The sequence below is a fragment of the Flavobacterium chungangensis genome (assembly GCF_042654045.1).
Classification (GTDB): Bacteria; Bacteroidota; Bacteroidia; order Flavobacteriales; family Flavobacteriaceae; genus Flavobacterium; species Flavobacterium chungangensis.
In genome coordinates this window covers 1-17,823 of record NZ_JBHSFY010000019.1, presented here as the reverse complement: position 1 = coordinate 17,823, position 17,823 = coordinate 1, and the positions used below count along the sequence as shown (strand labels likewise).

Annotated in this window: 17 protein-coding genes; 14 read left to right on the top strand and 3 right to left on the bottom strand. The window is 32.9% G+C overall.

Going from position 1 to position 17,823, the window contains the following annotated elements; all coding sequences use genetic code 11:
- The first annotated feature begins 42 nt into the window (after positions 1–42).
- Positions 43–1,131 carry an efflux RND transporter periplasmic adaptor subunit gene (locus ACFO3N_RS22850; RefSeq protein ID WP_379801164.1) on the top strand — a complete coding sequence of 363 codons (1,089 nt, stop codon included), beginning with the start codon at positions 43–45 and terminating at the stop codon, positions 1,129–1,131.
- 223 nt (positions 1,132–1,354) lie between these two features.
- A complete protein-coding gene (locus ACFO3N_RS22845) occupies positions 1,355–4,069 on the top strand; it encodes an NB-ARC domain-containing protein (RefSeq protein WP_379801162.1) in 2,715 nt (904 codons plus the stop codon).
- 125 nt (positions 4,070–4,194) lie between these two features.
- On the opposite strand, the gene ACFO3N_RS22840 is transcribed toward ACFO3N_RS22845, so the two are convergent.
- Positions 4,195–4,428, bottom strand: coding sequence for a hypothetical protein (locus ACFO3N_RS22840; RefSeq protein ID WP_379801160.1), 234 nt, complete (start codon positions 4,426–4,428; stop codon positions 4,195–4,197).
- Between the two features lie 278 nt (positions 4,429–4,706).
- On the opposite strand from ACFO3N_RS22840, the gene ACFO3N_RS22835 reads away from it, so the two are divergent.
- Both ACFO3N_RS22835 and ACFO3N_RS22830 read left to right on the top strand, forming a co-directional pair.
- Entirely contained in the window at positions 4,707–5,483 is a 777-nt protein-coding gene (locus ACFO3N_RS22835) for a hypothetical protein (protein WP_379801158.1), read from the top strand.
- A 381-nt stretch (positions 5,484–5,864) separates the two neighbouring features.
- The gene (locus tag ACFO3N_RS22830; RefSeq protein WP_229349670.1) at positions 5,865–6,182 is read left to right on the top strand and encodes a GIY-YIG nuclease family protein; all 318 of its coding nucleotides are present in this window, start codon (positions 5,865–5,867) and stop codon (positions 6,180–6,182) included.
- Between the two features lie 400 nt (positions 6,183–6,582).
- On the opposite strand, the gene ACFO3N_RS22825 is transcribed toward ACFO3N_RS22830, so the two are convergent.
- Positions 6,583–7,131, bottom strand: a complete 549-nt coding sequence (locus tag ACFO3N_RS22825; RefSeq protein ID WP_379801156.1) for a type 1 glutamine amidotransferase domain-containing protein — start codon at positions 7,129–7,131, stop codon at positions 6,583–6,585.
- Between the two features lie 459 nt (positions 7,132–7,590).
- Here ACFO3N_RS22825 and ACFO3N_RS22820 point away from each other — a divergent pair, with 459 nt between their 5' ends.
- The 7 genes from ACFO3N_RS22820 to ACFO3N_RS22790 all read left to right on the top strand — a co-directional run bounded on the left by ACFO3N_RS22820 (position 7,591) and on the right by ACFO3N_RS22790 (position 16,499).
- Complete coding sequence (locus ACFO3N_RS22820) at positions 7,591–8,268, top strand: response regulator transcription factor (RefSeq protein ID WP_379801154.1); 678 nt, start codon at positions 7,591–7,593, stop codon at positions 8,266–8,268.
- The gene (locus ACFO3N_RS22815; RefSeq protein WP_379801153.1) at positions 8,265–9,623 is read left to right on the top strand and encodes a sensor histidine kinase; all 1,359 of its coding nucleotides are present in this window, start codon (positions 8,265–8,267) and stop codon (positions 9,621–9,623) included. Before ACFO3N_RS22820 ends, ACFO3N_RS22815 begins: the two co-directional genes overlap by 4 nt.
- Positions 9,624–9,720: 97 nt before the next feature.
- Complete coding sequence (locus ACFO3N_RS22810; RefSeq protein ID WP_379801151.1) at positions 9,721–11,007, top strand: TolC family protein; 1,287 nt, start codon at positions 9,721–9,723, stop codon at positions 11,005–11,007.
- 25 nt (positions 11,008–11,032) lie between these two features.
- Complete coding sequence (locus ACFO3N_RS22805) at positions 11,033–12,121, top strand: efflux RND transporter periplasmic adaptor subunit (RefSeq protein WP_379801149.1); 1,089 nt, start codon at positions 11,033–11,035, stop codon at positions 12,119–12,121.
- Between the two features lie 33 nt (positions 12,122–12,154).
- Positions 12,155–15,259, top strand: a complete 3,105-nt coding sequence (locus ACFO3N_RS22800) for an efflux RND transporter permease subunit (protein WP_379801147.1) — start codon at positions 12,155–12,157, stop codon at positions 15,257–15,259.
- A 198-nt stretch (positions 15,260–15,457) separates the two neighbouring features.
- Positions 15,458–15,877, top strand: coding sequence for a hypothetical protein (locus tag ACFO3N_RS22795; RefSeq protein WP_379801144.1), 420 nt, complete (start codon positions 15,458–15,460; stop codon positions 15,875–15,877).
- 286 nt (positions 15,878–16,163) lie between these two features.
- The gene (locus ACFO3N_RS22790; RefSeq protein ID WP_379801142.1) at positions 16,164–16,499 is read left to right on the top strand and encodes a hypothetical protein; all 336 of its coding nucleotides are present in this window, start codon (positions 16,164–16,166) and stop codon (positions 16,497–16,499) included.
- A gap of 97 nt (positions 16,500–16,596) precedes the next feature.
- Here the strand turns inward: ACFO3N_RS22790 and ACFO3N_RS22785 are convergent, their stop codons facing one another.
- Positions 16,597–17,031 (bottom strand): cupin domain-containing protein, encoded by a 435-nt coding sequence (locus tag ACFO3N_RS22785; RefSeq protein ID WP_379801140.1) that lies wholly within the window; start codon positions 17,029–17,031, stop codon positions 16,597–16,599.
- Between the two features lie 127 nt (positions 17,032–17,158).
- Between ACFO3N_RS22785 and ACFO3N_RS22780 the strand changes: the two genes are divergently transcribed.
- The 3 genes from ACFO3N_RS22780 to ACFO3N_RS22770 all read left to right on the top strand — a co-directional run.
- Positions 17,159–17,386: a DUF2683 family protein gene (locus ACFO3N_RS22780; protein WP_379801139.1), complete on the top strand. Its 228-nt coding sequence runs from the start codon at positions 17,159–17,161 to the stop codon at positions 17,384–17,386.
- Positions 17,376–17,531: a hypothetical protein gene (locus ACFO3N_RS22775; RefSeq protein ID WP_379801137.1), complete on the top strand. Its 156-nt coding sequence runs from the start codon at positions 17,376–17,378 to the stop codon at positions 17,529–17,531. The genes ACFO3N_RS22780 and ACFO3N_RS22775 overlap by 11 nt, the downstream gene beginning before the upstream one ends.
- Before the next feature lie 21 nt (positions 17,532–17,552).
- On the top strand, positions 17,553–17,823 hold a 271-nt coding region (locus ACFO3N_RS22770; protein ID WP_465254290.1), incomplete at its 3' end, for a transposase.

Below are 17,823 nucleotides of genomic sequence, written 5' to 3'. Positions count from 1 at the left end.
TCCCAAAGAGTTAAAAACATATTCATTATATAAAACCAAAAAATGAACACTAAAATTATAAAATATAGCCCGCTGTTTCTAGCAGCAGTATTTTTCCTGAATAGCTGTAATTCTAAAAAAGAAGAAACGGTAAAAGCGGAAATCGAACCTAAAGTAGAAACTTTCGCATTAGCGAAAGAAAAACTAACAACAGAATTGCGTTTACCAGCCGAATTAACCGGTTTCCAACAAGTTGATTTGTACGCAAAAGTGAGCAGTTTCGTAAAATTATTGAAAGTTGATATTGGTACGAAAGTAAAAAAAGGACAACTTTTGATTGTGTTAGAAGCACCAGAAATCAGTTCGCAATTGGCAGCAGCCGAATCGAGATTGAAATCGATGGAAGCGATTTACGCAACCAGCAAAAGCACTTACAACCGTTTGTACGAAACAAGCAAGGTTGAAGGAACGATTTCTAAAAACGATTTAGAAATGGCAAGCGGTAAAAAGAACTCTGATTACGCACAACTTCAAGCGGCAATTGCGGCTCATAAAGAAATTGCGATTATGAGAGGTTATCTTGAAATTCGCGCTCCTTTTGATGGTGTTGTAGCAGCTAGAAATGTGAATTTAGGAACATTTGTTGGTCCAGCAGGAAAAGGTTCAGATTTGCCTTTATTAACCATTCAGGAGCAAAGTAAATTGCGTTTGGCGGTTTCGGTTCCAGAATTGTACACAGGATATTTACACCCAGGCGACGAAATGAGTTTTAATGTAAAATCGTTGCCAGAAACGTTTACAGCAAAAATTACCAGAATGTCTGGCGCTTTAGATTTAAAATTACGTTCTGAAAGAGTTGAAATGGACGTTCATAACACCAAAGGAAACTTATTACCAGGAATGGTTGCCGAAGTTTTATTACCGCTTAACGCGAAAGACAGCACATTTGTAGTACCAAAATCTGCCGTAGTAAGTTCTGCAGAAGGAATTTATGTGGTAAAAGTAGTAAACCACAAAGCCACAAGAGTTGACATTAAAAAAGGAAGAGAAATCGAAGATAAAATCGAAATTTTCGGCGATTTGACTCCAAACGATAAACTGGTAAAAATTGCCAGCGAAGAAACTAAGGAAGGCGATGTCATAAACGAATAACCTGCGTTTAGTCTTCAATTTAGTGATTACCAAAAACTGTACGCATTCTTAGGAATGCAAATTTAAAAATTTGCCTAAAAGGGCAGTTCTTCTTTAATTGGAGGGACTGTCCTTTTTTTATGTTTAAACTTTTTCTCTTTAAATTCAGGTATAAATACTTGTTTTAATTTTAAATGAATAATATACATTCGTTTTTTCTATAAAATTTCTTAAAACAAGAAAAATGAATTACATACTAAACCAGATAAATAAAAAAATTGATTTACTTAATTCTTTAGATAAGAAACAGGATTTAAAGACACATCTTCAATCTAAATTAGAGTTTTATTTAATTTTTATTCTTGGATATTTATGGAATAAAAACATAGATAAAGTTTCAGAGGAAAAAAAAGAAGAAATATTAAAAAGTATTCTTAAACCATCTATCGGAAGTATAGTTTCCATTTCTAGGCATTTAGACATTGAAACTGAAATATTTGGAAACAGGAAACTAAATAAGCTTAGAGACTCAATCGAAAAATATCCTAATCTTCGAAATGAACAATTAGGTCATGGTTATACTTTTGAAGACGAAATAGAGACAATTATTCTAACATTTAAATACTTATTAGAATTATTTGATAATTCCGAATCTGAAATTTTAGCCGATCATGATCTTATATTAGTAACTTCGAATGATAATGGTTTCTATAAAGGAATAAATTTTAAATCTAATGGATCAGATTATACATTATGGACATGCCCAAAAGAAGTGCACGACTTCCAAAAAGGAGCATTGTACATAAAGTATAATAACAATACATACTTTAAATTATCACCATTCATTATTGTTGAAAATGAAAATGATTTTTATACTTTCTCTTCAATTGAAGAAAAACTAACAGGTAGAACAAAATATAATCAACTTTTAAGGACAGGAAAAATTATATTAGAATTTCCTGAATTAACCACTATAAACATAATAGAAGATTCTCTAAAAATTAAAAGCTCAAACGGCACTATAATTAACAAATATTCAAAAAATCATAAAAAATACATTGATGTTGGTGTAAGTAACCAAATAGATAAATTTTTAACAAAAAATAATTCTTCAGTATTTGCTACTCTTTGGGGACATGGAGGAATTGGTAAAACTTCTGCAATACAGAATGTATGCGAAATATTAATTAATACCGAGTATAAAAAATTTGATTATATAATATTTTTATCTGCAAAAGACAGATACTATAATTACTATCAAGGAATTATAGAAGAAATAAAAGGGAACTTCAATTCATTTAATGAAATAGTTGAATTCATAAATAAAATTTTATTTGACATCGATAATAGTTTAGATGAAGAACAAATAATAAACTTTCAAGGTAAGGTATTAATTGTTATTGATGATTTTGAAACTTTCAGTAAAGAAGAGAAAAATAAAATTACTTCTTTTATCGAGAAACTGAATATTAATTATCATAAAGTAATTCTAACAACGCGCTCTGCCACACTAATAACTGGAATTGAAATCGAAACAAATGAACTTTCGGAAAATAAAACAATTGATTTTTTAATAGAGGCAACGGCAAATGAATTTCCCGACATAAATTTTGAAAAAGAGATTAAAATATTTCGAAAATATTCTCGCCAAATCTATGAAATTACTTCAGGACGACCATTATTCATATTACAATTTTTAATTCTTTATGTTCAAAAAGGTTCAATTCTAGAAACTTTACTAATTGATATTAAATCACTTGATCAAGCGAAAAGTTTTCTTTATGACAGAATTTATGATTATCTTTCAAATGATGCAAAAAATATGTTTTTAGGTATTAATTTACTTGTAACTAATGATGACTTGACTGGATTAATAGACAATTTAAAATTTATACTGAATAAAGAAGATAATGATTCTACCTTTGATAATTCAATGAATGAGCTGATTAAATTAAGAATAATTGAAAGATTAGACGAAGATTTTTTCAAAGTTTTCTCTCCAGAGATACTTAGGCTCATGAGAGCATATTATGAAAAAAAAGGTAAAGAATATGATGGTGACATAACAAATAGATATAATTTAATTAAAAGTGGTGAAAAATTAGAAACTGAATATGCACTATTGAAAATTGCAGATTCTAAAAGACTTGAAGCATCTGAAAGTGAAGTTGAAAATCAATACAGAAGAATAATTAAAAGAGAAACCGCTAAATTAGATGTTCGGCTAAAGGCATTATTTAATTATGCAAACTACCTTTTTTCTCAAAAAGGCAGGGTAGATAAAGCAATTAAATTATTTTCAGATTACTGGCATTGGTTTAAGTTTAATCCTGATTTTATAATAAACAATTCAAAATTTCATTGGGCAGAAGGTTCAAGCACATTTAGGTATAAGGCAGTTGATATACTAGAAAATTATATTTCATCAAAACCTAAAATTTCTGAAGAAACATATTTTGAAATATTAGGTACTCAAATGACATATTCTACCATTTTGTTAATTTCTGAAAGAAATGAGATAAAAGATAAAAAACGATTCAAAGAAATTAAAGAGCAGCAATATCGTTGGCTATATAATGATCAAAGAACTCGTTTTAATAAATTATTTAATTATCCAGGTAGCAAGCTGTATGGATTGGTTAAGGATAAGGATTTGATGGAATTAAGTCCTAAATGCAGAAACTTTGTGCTAGATGGTTTAACTCATTTTACTGAAGTTGCAATAAGACTAAACAAACATGAGCTTGCAAAAGAGGTATGCAACAAAATTATCACAGAATTACCCACTGATTACCATAAACCTTTTGAGTATAAATTAAACAAGATAGGAATAATAACAAAAGAAGAATCAAGTGAGGATGAAGATGACATATTAGACTATGTTAATATTAAAGGGAAAGAAACAATTATGGCAATAAAATTGAAACAAGCATTTGAAAATAAAATAAGTATAGATTGAAACTTGTAATTACATTATTTTACTTATAACTAAAACCTAGTACTGTACAGCATTGCAGAACCCAAAAAACGATAATAAAAAAAAAACTCGATCCTAAAAAAATCGAGGTTTTTACATTTAAACTTCTACTCCTCACTCAAATAAGGATTCAAAATCTCCGCCAATTCATTGAGCCAATAATAATTGTCTTCAAAATTGGTTAGTCCAATTTGAAGGGTTTCGTGTTGTCGCATTACGCCGAGTGCTAAAATGCAATTTACTTGTCTTAAGATTTTAGCCATATCTTCGGGATCTATAATATGGTTAAAAAAATCAATTAGCCTTGTTTGGGCTTCTTTGGAAAGGGTGTTGTTTTTCATAAAGTGAAGAATTTAAGAAAAAACCCTCATACCTTAGCAGTCTTACGCTTCTTCACGGCGTCAAAGTCCTTTCGGAGCTTTACTACATAGCACGAGGGCAAATTTTATGTTGTCTTAATGTGAAGATTTAAGAACTTCAAATGTAAGAAAACTTTTTAAAAAGAAAGATTTTTCTTTCAAACAAAATTTATTATTTACGAAAGTATAACTATATCAAAAGTATAAAATCATAATCAAAAATTGATACATTTGAAAAAGCCAATTTGGAACCAAAAAGAATGATGTTTAGACTGTATTTTATTTTTTTATTACTGATTTCGTTTAAACTAATCGGACAAACTTCTTCCGAAAAAGAATTTAGTATAAAATATACTATTGGGAAATATAACTTTGAAAAGATTGGAGAATACGAAAAACAAGAAGTTTTTAAATTTATAGAAAAAGATTCTTTCTTTGTTTTAACTTCTTTTTATTCCATCAAAAATAAATATAAATACAATGCTGAAACGAAGAGAAACAATCGAAAAATTTCAGACACGATTACTAAATCATCACATAGAAAATTTGATAAAATTGTAGTCGAAAATCTAATCAAAGCATTAAATCAAAACGAAAACAACTTTACTTCTGATTTTATAGAATCTCATCTTTTAGCAAAAATTACCAAAAAAGAGATTTTAAAAATTGCAAAAAAACAAGATCGGCTTTATTGGTTTGATGACGATGCTGGTAAACAAAACTTAGCAGAAATCCAGAGTTACAAAAAGTTTGATCAATATATTAAAGAAACCAATCCAGCGGTTAATACTGTAATGGTCTTTTCTGATGCCTGGAATTTTGCAGAAATATCTAGTGGCGAATCAAATTATAAAATGAATTTTCATTCAGCTTTAGGTCAGCCCATACTAATCAACAATTTGAAACAAATAATAAATTTAAATGTCAATCTATTGTTGCTGCAACTGTTACCAGAAAATTCGCTTTTAGCAAAACAAGTAGAATTGCAGAACATAAAAACTAACTATATTGAATGGTTTATTGAGAATATAAACTAAGTCGCCAATATTAGTCGAGCTACTTGTGGAGATTTCTCGTTCCTCGAAATGACAAACAGGACGAATTCATGGAGTTTTGTCATTTCGACCGAAGGGAGAAATCACACTAGGAACTCCACAAAGTATTTCGACAATCTTTGTCGATATACGCATGTGATTTCTCCTTTCAGTCGAAATGACAAACTAAACGAAATGACAAACTGTGCGCATTGACATACTTTACGAATTGACACAATCTTGTCATTTAGACCGAAGGGAGAAATCGCACTAGAAACTCCACAAAGTGAGTCGACAAACTTTGTCGATATGCGCGTGTGATTTCTCGTTCCTCGAAATGACAAATAAGAATTAAAAACATGTATATTCGTACAAAAAAATACAATGTTTAATCCGCAACTTGGCTTTCATACTTATTACATCTACATCATAACAAATGAACATCGAACATCTTTTTACATTGGTGTAACCAATAATTTAAAACAAAGATTGGCAAAACATAAAGAAAACATAGACTTGAATATAAACAGTTTTGCAGCAAAATATAATATTCAATTTTTAGTTTATTACGAAAAATTCACTTGGATACAGGAAGCAATCGCCCGAGAAAAAGAATTAAAAAAATGGCGAAGAGATAAGAAAATTGAATTGATAAGAAGTTTTAATGAAACTTTTGAATTTCTTAATTTTCATTTTGAATAAAAACATATATCTCATAATGTTTGTTAGTTCTGAAATTGTCATTTCGACGTAAGGAGAAATCACACAAGAAATTCTACAAAGTATTTCGCCAATCTTTGTCGATGTACGAGTGTGATTTCTCCCTTCGGTCGAAATGACAAACTAGACCAATAGAAAAACTATACGTAAAAGAACATGAAAAATTTGTTAGGCTGAGCGAAGTCGAAGCCCCGCAATCTAAATCGTCAATCTTTATCGATATGCCCGTGTGATTCTTCGTTCCTCAGGATGACAAACTGCATGTAAACATTTGTCTGGATGAACGAAGCAAAAGCACCACAGTATTTATCAAAAAAAATGCAAGACCAAAATTGATCTTGCATTTTTTATAATTTGATAAATCTAAATAGAAATTTCTTTTTTAGACTCTCTGGCGCTCGTGTATTCCTTCTTTAATTTCTTCCACCATTTTTTTATTAAAAGCGGGCAAATCATTTGGGTTTCGGCTGGTTACTAATCCATTGTCTACGACAACTTCTGAGTCTTCCCATTGTGCTCCGGCATTTTTCAAATCGTTTTTAATAGAGAAGAATGACGTTACTTTTCGACCTTGTAAAACATCAGCATCTACCAGAATTTGAGGTCCGTGACAAATAGCGGCTACTGGTTTTTTACTTTCAAAAAAAGAACGTACAAAATTTACTGCAGCTTCTTCTCTTCTCAATAAATCAGGATTTATAACTCCACCTGGAATTACCAAAGCATCGTAATCGACTTCATTTGCTTGATCTAATACGACATCAACATTATATTCTTTGCTCCAATTTCCATCTTTCCAAGATTTGATGGTTCCAGATTTTAAACTGACGATATCTGCATTCCAACCCTGCTCTTCCAGATAGGCTTTTGGTGATGCTAATTCTGATTCTTCAAAACCGTTTGTGGCTAATATGGCGATATTCTTTTTCATAATTTCAAATATTTAAAATGTTATTAATTTTGATTTAAGTTAAAATTAGTTATTTCAAACAGCCAGCAGAAATACACGCTGTTAAAGCTTTCTTTAATAAAAGTTAATTAATTGAAAATCAATTTTTTATTAAAAATTAAACTGAAATTATATAAGATTGATGTCGATTTGGTTTAGTATTTTATACCGTGTTTTTGTCATTTCGACGTAAGGAGAAATCACACTAGAAACTCCGCAAAGTATCTCCAATCTTTGTCAACAAACGAGTGTGATTTCTCCCTTCGGTCGAAATGACAAATAATACGTTTATAATAAAAAAACTTCAATAACTTATATGACCTTATATGGTTCAAAAAAATAATTGCTATTTTTGGTAATCCTTATTTTTTGAAAACAACTTATCAGAAGATTAAACATTTCCGTTTTAGTCAAAACAGCAACCATTATAATCTACCATTTATGAATGTTTTACTCATTGAAGATGATAAACGCATTAGCGAATTTATAGTAAAAGGTTTGGAGGAAAACAACTTTACTGTGCATTTGGCCGAAACGGGCGAGATTGCCAGAGACCTCATTCAGCAGGATATTTGGGATATTATTTTAATGGACATTATGCTTCCAGGAATCGACGGGATTCAGTTGGTGAAACTAATGCGTTTCAAAAAAAATCATACGCCCGTTTTAATGTTAAGCGCTTTGAGCGATACGGATGATAAAGTAACGGCTTTAGATTCTGGTGCCGATGATTATTTGGTAAAACCGTTTCATTTTAAAGAATTAATTTCGAGAGTTAATGCGCTTACGCGAAGAACAAAATTTAATTATGACAAAGAAGAAACCTTATATACTCTGGGAAGTTTGACTATAAATCCAGCGGAACATAAGGTTACCGAAAATGATAAACTAATCGATTTATCGCCAAGAGAATATAAACTGCTGTTGTATTTATTAGAAAATCGAAACAAAGTAATTCCGAGAACACAGATTTTAAATGCCGTTTGGGGCATTAATTACGATAACAACACCAATGTTGTCGATGTTTATATTTCTTATTTAAGAAACAAAATTGAGCAAAACCATAAATTTATCCATACCATAAAAGGAACAGGATATATGCTTAAAGAAGAATCATGAAAATACGCAATAGATTTACTTTAATATCGTCTCTTACCTTTAGCGTTGTCTTTGTCATTGCTTCCTTTATCACGTATTTTTCATTCTATAGTTATTCGGAAAAGATTGTATATAACGAACTTCAAAAAACATGCTTATTGACGGGGATTTTCTATCTCGAAAAAGACGAATTGCCCGAAAATCAGCATTTGTTAATTGGTCAGCAATTCAGGGAAAATTCGCTGGAAATCATTACGCGCGTGTACAACAATAAAAATCAGATTGTATATGGCGACAAAACGATCGACAATAATATCAATGCCGAAAGACTGGATTATATTCGGAAAAACAGAAAGCTTAGTTTCAAATCTAAACATCATTTTTATTTCGGAAGTTATTACCATGACAACCAAGGAGATTTTGTGGTTTTCGTAAAGAAAAATGACGTCGAATTTAAAACCATGACCGACAGATTGCAAATCATTATGATAATGGTTTTAATCATCGGTTTAATTACCATTTATATTGTAAGTCGTGTGCTTTCTAATCTCGCCTACAGTCCTATAAAAAACATTATCGATCAGGTAAACGAAATTCAGGCTTCGTCGCTGGATCGCCAGATTGTTTCTCCAAATTCCAAAGATGATATTCAGGAGTTGGTAGAAACGTACAACAATTTGTTTACGCGTTTATCGGATACTTTTATCATTCAGAAGAACTTCATTAATTATGTTTCGCATGAATTTAAAACGCCTTTAACGGCCATTTCTGGAAACTTAGAAGTATTTGCTCAAAAAGACAGATCAAGTGCCGAATACAAAGAAATGTCTGAGAAAGTATTAGAAAATGTCTATCAGATCGAAGATACCATGAATACTTTGATGATGCTTTCGGGCTTGCGAAACAATACAGAACTCAACGAAATTTTCAGAGTTGATGAATTGGTTTGGGATATTAATGATCAATTGCCTGCTATTTACGATTTAAAAAATACTCCAATACAAATTGTTCTCGAAGTGGTAAATGACAAACTGCTTTCGATAAAAGGAAATAGCAACGAAATCAAAATCGCTTTATATAATATTATAGAAAATGCCGTAAAATATTCTAACGGAAATCCTATAAAAATAAGTCTGCTAGAACAGAATAATCAGCTCAAAATTGTTATTGAAGACCGCGGAACTGGAATTAGCCAAGACGACTTAACTTTCATAAAACAAACCTTTTACAGAGGCAAAAATGTAAAAGATATAAAAGGAAGCGGTGTCGGACTTTCGCTGGCCAATATTATCTTCAAACAAAACAATATCGATTTTAATATTGCATCCAAAAAAGACGAAGGAACAACGGTAACACTACTATTTCCGAGACTCTAATCGTTTTCTAATGTTGCTCTAACCGTCTTATAACACACATCAAATTAAGGGCTAATATGTCGCCAATAACTTTGCGACATCATTAAAACTACTTAATTTGAAACGTTTACTTTTAACCTTACTCGTTATTGTATCGCACAAAAGTGTGGCGCAGATTACTGCCATAAACGATACAATTGTGCTGTCCAGAACACAGGCCGAGGCTTTGTTTTTGGAAAAGAATATTTCTCTTATTTCCGAAAAACTGAACATCGATATTGCCGATGCACAAGTTATTCAGGCAAAATTATGGCCCAATCCTACGCTTACTGTGGGCGAAATCAATCTTTGGAACAATGCTACAGCACAGCAATTGCCCCCTTTATGGGGAAATTTCGGAAAAACTTCGCAAGTCAATGCCGAACTGGAACAGCTTGTTCAGACAGCTGGAAAGCGAAAAAAATTGATTGAGATGGAAAAAGTGGGTGTTGACATCGCCAAAGAATATTTCAAAACTTTTTTACGTAATCTGAAAATCGAATTCAGAAGCAATCTTACTGAACTGCAATACAATCAAGCACAAGAAGCTATTTATAAAAAACAGCTTTCGTCAATGCAAACTTTACTAAAAGCTTACGGAAATCAGGTAAAACAAGGCAATGTGGGCAAAGGCGAATACTTCAGGCTAAAAGCAACTGAACTTCAATTCTTAAAAGAAATAGCCGATTTGCAAAAGGAAAATAATTCGTTGCAAAAAGAACTTAAGGTTTTAATGAATCTTCCGCCAACAAATTATATCAAACTTACCGATGAAGGTTTTGTTCCTGATAATAAAAATATCGAAAACATAAACTTAGGCAATCTGATGGCTTCGGCTGTAGAAAACCGCCCTGATATGAAAGTGCTTAAACTCGGAAATGAGTATAACGACAACAAGTACAAATATGAAAAAGCGATGCGAACACCAGATGTTACACTTGGTGTAAGTTATGACCGTGGAGCGAGTTTAATGAATGATTTTGTGGGCGTTGGTTTTTCGCTTGATCTTCCGTTTTTTAATCGAAACCAAGGAAATATAAAAGCCGCAAAACTAGCTTTTGATCAGGGAAAATTATTGGCAGAAGAAAAAACAATCAGCATACAATCTGAAGTATTGCAGTCTTATGAAGATTTATTGGTTACCAAAAAATTATACGACAGCGTCGAGGCTGACTACGAAGGAGATTTGGACAAACTTTTAGAAGCGTATCGTAAAAACTTCCTTCAAAAAAATACCAGCATGCTCGAGTATCTTGATTTTGTTGATGCTTATTTAGACAACAAAACCATACTGCTGAATTCTAAAATGGACTTGAACAAAAATCTGGAAGAACTGCGCTATATCTCAGGTCAGGAGATCAACTAAATCTAATTTTCAAAAACAAAAACAAATGAAGAAATATATTGTACTCCCAATATTGGGGCTAATGCTCGTTTACGGATGTGGCAAAAAAGAAGAAGTTAAAGAAACGAAAGAAGAAAAGTTTTGCATCGATAAAGATTTAAAAGAAAAAATCACCATCGAACCCATTCAAAAACGTTCTGTGAGCGAATCTATAAACCTTACGGGAAACATTACTTACAATGGCGATCACGTTGTTCAGTTTAACAGCCTTGTAGAAGGAATTATAACCAAAACCACTTTCTCATTAGGCGATTATGTTCGAAAAGGACAGGTTTTGGCAGAAATAAAAAGTACAGAATTAAACAGCATGCAGTCTGAAAGCAAATCGCTTCAATCCCAAATAACTGTAGCACAACGCAATTTACAAGCTGCAAAATCGATGTTTGATGATGGAATTTCGTCACAAAAAGATTTACTGCAAGCGCAAAGCGAACTCGATGTTTTAAAGTCTTCGCTTGAAAATGTAAGAGCCAATCTAGCGATGTTTAGCGCGAGCAGCGAAAGATCTGTTTTTTTAATTAAAGCGCCTACTGAAGGTTACATCGTAGACAAAAATATAAGTCCGGGAATGCAGATTACAGACAGCAGTGAACCGCTTTTTACCATTTCTGACTTAAAAGAAATCTGGGTTTTGGTAAATGTATATACGAGTAATTTAAAAAATGTATCCGAAAATATGGCTGTAGATGTTACAACACCAGCGTATCCGGGAGAAATTTTTAAAGGAAAAATAAAAATGATGTCCAAAGTTTTTGATGCCGACGAACATGTTTTGAAAGCCAGAATTGTAATGGAAAACAAAAACCTAAAACTTAAACCCGGAATGACTGCAGATATCATAATCGATAAAAGTCTGGGTGGCGAAATGCTGGAAGCTGTTCCTGCAAAAGCCGTAATTTTTGACAACAACCGTGACCATATTTTAATTTATAAAAACGATTGTACGATAGAAACTAGAGAAATTAATCCGGTTATTAAAAATAACAACTGGGTATATTTTAAAGACGGAGTTAAAGAAGGCGAAATGGTGATTACCAAAAATCAGCTTTTAATTCACGAAAGATTAAAAAACTAATTATCCTCAAAACGGATAAACACAATACAAGACATGAAAAAATTTGTACAAGGATTAGTTGCTTTCTCGCTAAAAAACTCCCTGATAGTTTTTTTCCTGACCGCAATATTACTAGTCGCCGGTATAGTGAGTTATATTCACACACCAATTGAAGCCTTTCCCGATGTAACCAATACAAGGGCAAGAATCATTACACAATGGCCAGGAAGAAGCGCCGAAGAAGTGGAGAAATTCATCACGCTTCCGATTTCCAAACAAATGAATACCATTCCGAAAAAAGCCGAAGTCCGTTCTATTTCGCTTTTTGGATTATCGGTTGTAACGGTATTATTTGATGATGGCGTAGAGGATTTTTACGCACAGCAATACGCCTCAAACCGTATGGGCGGACTTGATCTTCCCGAAGGAGCCGATGCAGAAATCGATCCGCCTTCTGGCGCAACGGGCGAGATATTCCGATATGTTATTAAAAGTGATTTGCCTATAAAAGAAATTCAGGCCATTCAGGATTGGGTTATTGAAAGAGAATTGGTTGCCGTTCCCGGAGTTGCTGATGTGGTAAGTTTTGGTGGTGAAGAAAAAATGTTCGAAATCAAAATTAATCCAACACAGTTAGAAAATTACAATCTTTCGGCTTTAGATGTTTACGAAGCGGTTTCAAAAAGTAATATTAATGTGGGCGGAGATGTTATTCAACGTGGCGATCAGGCTTATGTTGTTCGAGGTGTCGGCTTAGTTAATAAAGTCGAAGATATTGGCAATATTTTAATCGAAACCAAAGGCGGGGCTCCCGTTTTAGTAAAACACGTAGCCGAAGTTTCGATCTCGGCAAAACCAAGATTAGGACAAGTCGGTTTAGATGAAAATGATGATGTTGTAGAAGGAATTGTCGTGATGCTTCGTGGAGAAAATCCGGGTGAAGTAATTAAAAAACTTAAAGAACGTTTGACTGAACTGAACGAAAGAGTTTTACCCGATAATGTCAAAATTGTTCCGTTTATCGATCGTACCGAATTGGTCAATACAACCGTAAAAACGGTTACTAAAAACCTTGTTGAGGGTATTTTACTGGTATCGTTAATCGTGTTTATTTTCCTTTACAACTGGAGAACTTCGTTGATTGTGGCTTCTGTAATTCCGCTTTCGTTTTTGTTTGCTATTGTTATGTTAAGAATTCAGGGATTGCCTGCCAATTTAATTTCGATGGGAGCCTTAGATTTTGGATTACTGCTCGAAGGAACGCTCGTTATTGTCGAACAAGTCTTTGTCTCGCTCGAAAAGAAAGCACATAAAGTGGGTATGGAACGCTTTAACAGTATGAGTAAAATGGGATTAATCAAGAAAAGTGTCGGCAGTGTGGCGACTTATATTTTCTTTGCCTTAATCATTTTGATTGTAGCGCTGATGCCCATTTTCTCTTTCACGAAAGTAGAAGGAAAAATGTTCTCTCCCCTAGCCTTTACCTTAAGTTATGCGCTATTAGGATCATTGCTTTTATCGCTTACCTACGTTCCTGCAATGTGTAAAGTCATGCTGACCAAAAACATTGTCGAGAAAGAAAATATGATTTCGCGTTTCTTTAGAGAAAACCTTTTTAAATTGTTTCAATGGAGCACCAAACATCGTAAAGCTACTTTCTATGCCTTTTTAGCTTTATTAGCAGTTTGCTGTGCAAAGTTTGCTTTTTACGGATCAGAGTTTATTCCGAAACTGAATGAAGGCGCTATTTATGTAAGAGCAACATTGCCAAACAGCATCAACCTTGACGAATCGGTTAGATTGACGAAAGAAATGAAAGCCAAGATTAGAAAGTTTGAAGAAGTAAAATTTGTGCTTTCTCAAACCGGAAGACCAAACGATGGAACAGACCCGACTGGATTTTTTAATATCGAATTTCATATCGAACTTAAACATAAAGACGAATGGAAACACAATATAAGTAAAGAAGAATTAATTGCCGAAATCAAAAAAGTACTCGATGTATATCCTGGAATTGCTTTTGGTTTCAGTCAGCCTATTCAGGATAATGTCGAAGAATATGTTGCCGGAGTCAAAAGTCCGCTGGCGATTAAGATTTTTGGAAGTGATCTTTTTCAATTGGAAGAAATGGCTGCAAAAGTCGCCAATTCAATCAAAGACGTAAAAGGAATTGAAGATATTAATGTCTACAAAAACATTGGTTTACCCGAATTAAGAATTCAGCTTGACGACGAAAAAATGGCTCGTTACGCGGTTACTACTGCCGATGCGCAAGCCGTAATTAGAATGACCATTGGCGGACAAGCGGCAACCAAATTTTATGACGACGAAAAAATCTTTGATATCACTTTGCGTTTTGAAAAAGAATATCGTGATTCTAAAGAAAAAATCGAGGGTATTCTTATTCCGACCCTAAATGGTAAAAAAGTGCCTTTAAAAGAAATTGCAACCGTAGATTATAAAACGGGTCCAACCTTTATTTATCGCGAAGGAAACAGCCGTTATATTGCCGTTGGATTTAGTATTGAAGGACGAGATCTTGGAAGCACAATTGACGAAGCGCAGAAAAAAGTAGCTGCAGAAGTCAAACTTCCTAAAGAAAATGTGATGAAATGGGCAGGAGAATTTGAAAGCAAAGAAAGAGCAACCAAACAATTGGCAATGATTATTCCTGTGGTTTTGGTCTTAATTTTATGTCTGTTGTATTTCAATTTTGGAAATTTCAAAGACACTATGATTGCTGTAACCGCAATGCCTTATGCTTTTATCGGCGGATTCCTGTCGCTTTGGGTAACAGGAACTGTTTTCGGAATTTCGGCCGGAATTGGGTTTATTATTCTCTTTGGAGTGAGCGCGATTGACAGTATTGTCCTTATCGGAATGATTCGGGAAAATATGCGAAACGGAATGCATTTAAGAGATGCTATTTCGGAAGGAATTCACAGTAGAATTCGTCCTATTGTTATGATTGCCCTTATGGGATCTTTAGGATTGCTTCCAGCTGCTTTATCTACCGGAATGGGTTCTGAAGTGCAAAAACCATTAGCCATTATGATTGTGGGCGGATTAATAACCTGTATGTTTTTATCGCTTACGGTTTTACCACAAGTTTTCTATTGGTTTTACCGCAAAAAAGATACAGGCAACACAGCATCTTAATCTTACTTCTATATAAATTGAAAAAGCACCTTTAGGCATTTGGTTTAAAGGTGCTTTTATTGAAATAAAACGAATTGTAAAAATACCTTATAATAATAGAATTAAAACTTTTACAGGCAGGTTGTCTCAAAAATACATTCTTCAAAACACCAATTAAGTGATTTAAAACCATACTATTCTTTTTTAAATTTTCTTTTTATGAAACAGAAAGTTGAACATCAAAAAACTAACAGAATATCACAAGCAGAGTTACTGCATCATGTCAGACTTAGTATTAATCCTAAATTTCAGGATTGGGTTTTGTTTAAAAACGGAACGTATATCATTTTTGAACATGTTGATGAAGTTTCCAATTTAGAGAGCAAAGCCCTAAAACTCATAAAAGAGTTTGGTCCCGTCTATACAGAACGATCCCAAGATTTTGATGTCACCGATTTAAAAAACACAGAAGGCTGGATCGTTTCTGGACATGGATACGGAATGTATACGTATGTAAGCCCGCAAGAAATAAGATCTAAAAAGCCAGATACAACAACAATTGGTTTGTATGGTCGCGAAAAAAGAGATTTAGACGGCAGAAATCCTGTTATTATTCATATTAATAGACAAAATTTTTAGCAAAGATTCTATGAAAGATGATGTTGTAAGTGAATGACCTTTGTTTCGTTTTCTTTCTGGCAGATTACAAATTACTTAATACATTCTTAGGAATAGCACATTCTAAAATTTTGCAATTTACTCAAGGACAGCACCAAATTGGTCGTTGTCCTTTTTTATTTGCTTTTTTGAAAACTAATCTTTTTATTCAAAACTTTTAACTTTTAAAAAAACTTTTTAGAATATTATTAGTAAAATGTGTACTTTTAATTTTACTGTTTCAAAGACAAATCAAATTCCAACTCCTATGCCGCTAACAAAAAAAATCACAGAATTAACGTCCAAAAAATACAGCACCAATATTACTATTATGGGTGACTATGAGGGCAGCAACAATACTTCGATTCTTGACAATGACAACGGGACAATCTTAGTTGTTTCAGATAGAGACCAGTTCTATTTTAGAGACCAGCAACGTAATCTCTGGCTGTCAGTCCTTGATTCATTTCACATAGATGGAAAACAACATCATCCAGAGCTTGGTGATTCTTATACACTTAATCACGGAGTACAATACAATTTTACAACAAAAGAGACAATTGTAGAGATGGCTTCCAATTATTTTAAAGGGCATGCAGATTAATGTTAGGCTCTAAATGCCAATTTAATTAAGACAAAAAGCATCTGAAATATAGAAACAGCGCAAATTAATTGGTTAATTCAAAATACAAGAAACCAAACTATCTTAAATCCTTTTTAATGACCAAATATTTCAAATCTGTTCTCCCTGCATTACTAATCCCGTGTTCGGCATTTGGCGGACAATAGAAACTGGTATTTGGCCCCGCTGTAACGGTTTTTCCGTCGAAAAAGAATTCAGCAGTTCCTTCTAAGATATAGAAAAATTCTTCTTCAGGATGATGATGTGGCGCGTGCGTCGATTTTCCAGGTTCAACAATGCTCATTTTTAAAGTATTTTCCTGAGTGAAATCTTTATTGGCAAACCAATATTGGTAACCAACCTTCGTTTTGGTGGCTTTATTTATGTCAAAATGATTCACGCAGTTTTCTATTGTGTATTGTGGTGCTGTGGTTTCTTTTTTGATTTCCTGAGAAAAAGTCTGCTGGAAAAATAAAACTGCAATTGTGATTTTTAGGATAGTTAGCGTTTTCATTTCTTTTTGTTGTAATGTTACGAAAAAATGCAATTCACAGTAATAAAGAAATAAATAAATTATAGAGATTAACATGGAAATTAGACTTTTGTCTTAACTTTGTTGATTAACTTTAGTAAATAATATCATGCAAGCAATTAACATCACAGCGTATACAGAAGACGCTTCTCAAATTGAAGCTGTAAAAGCTTTTATGAAATCACTAAAGATCAAATTTGAGATAGCGAATGTAAAACCATATGACTTATCTGAAGAACAACAGAATATATTAAATGATCAAGTTATTTCAGATAAAAATCTTTACACTGATGCTGAATCTGTTTATACCGATTTAAAAAAGAAGTATGAATTATAAGATTATAGTTTCTCCAATTGCATTAAAAAATATTGAGGAAGCAGTAGAATATTATATTTTAAAAGTTAGCAAAAAAGTTGCCCTGAATTTTCTTAATGATTATAAAAAGGCTTATAAAGCCTTTGCACTGCCCCCAAAAAGTTAGACGCTATTTGGGGGCATTTTTATGGAAAGAAAAGTCAAGCACAGCTATGAATTCAAACTTGAGTGTGCAGAATTAGTAGTTGTTAAACATTATTCATTTGCATTAGCATCTAGCGAGAAAGGAACCAGCAAATCTAATATACGCAAATGGGTCAGTTTTTACAGAGAATATGGAAGGGCAGGTTTAATGTCACGAAAAAATCAGGTTTATCCGATTGGTTTTAAATTAAAGGTTTTAAAGTCAATTTGCAGGGATTCATTATCTTTAAGAGAAGCTCGTTTGCGATTTAACA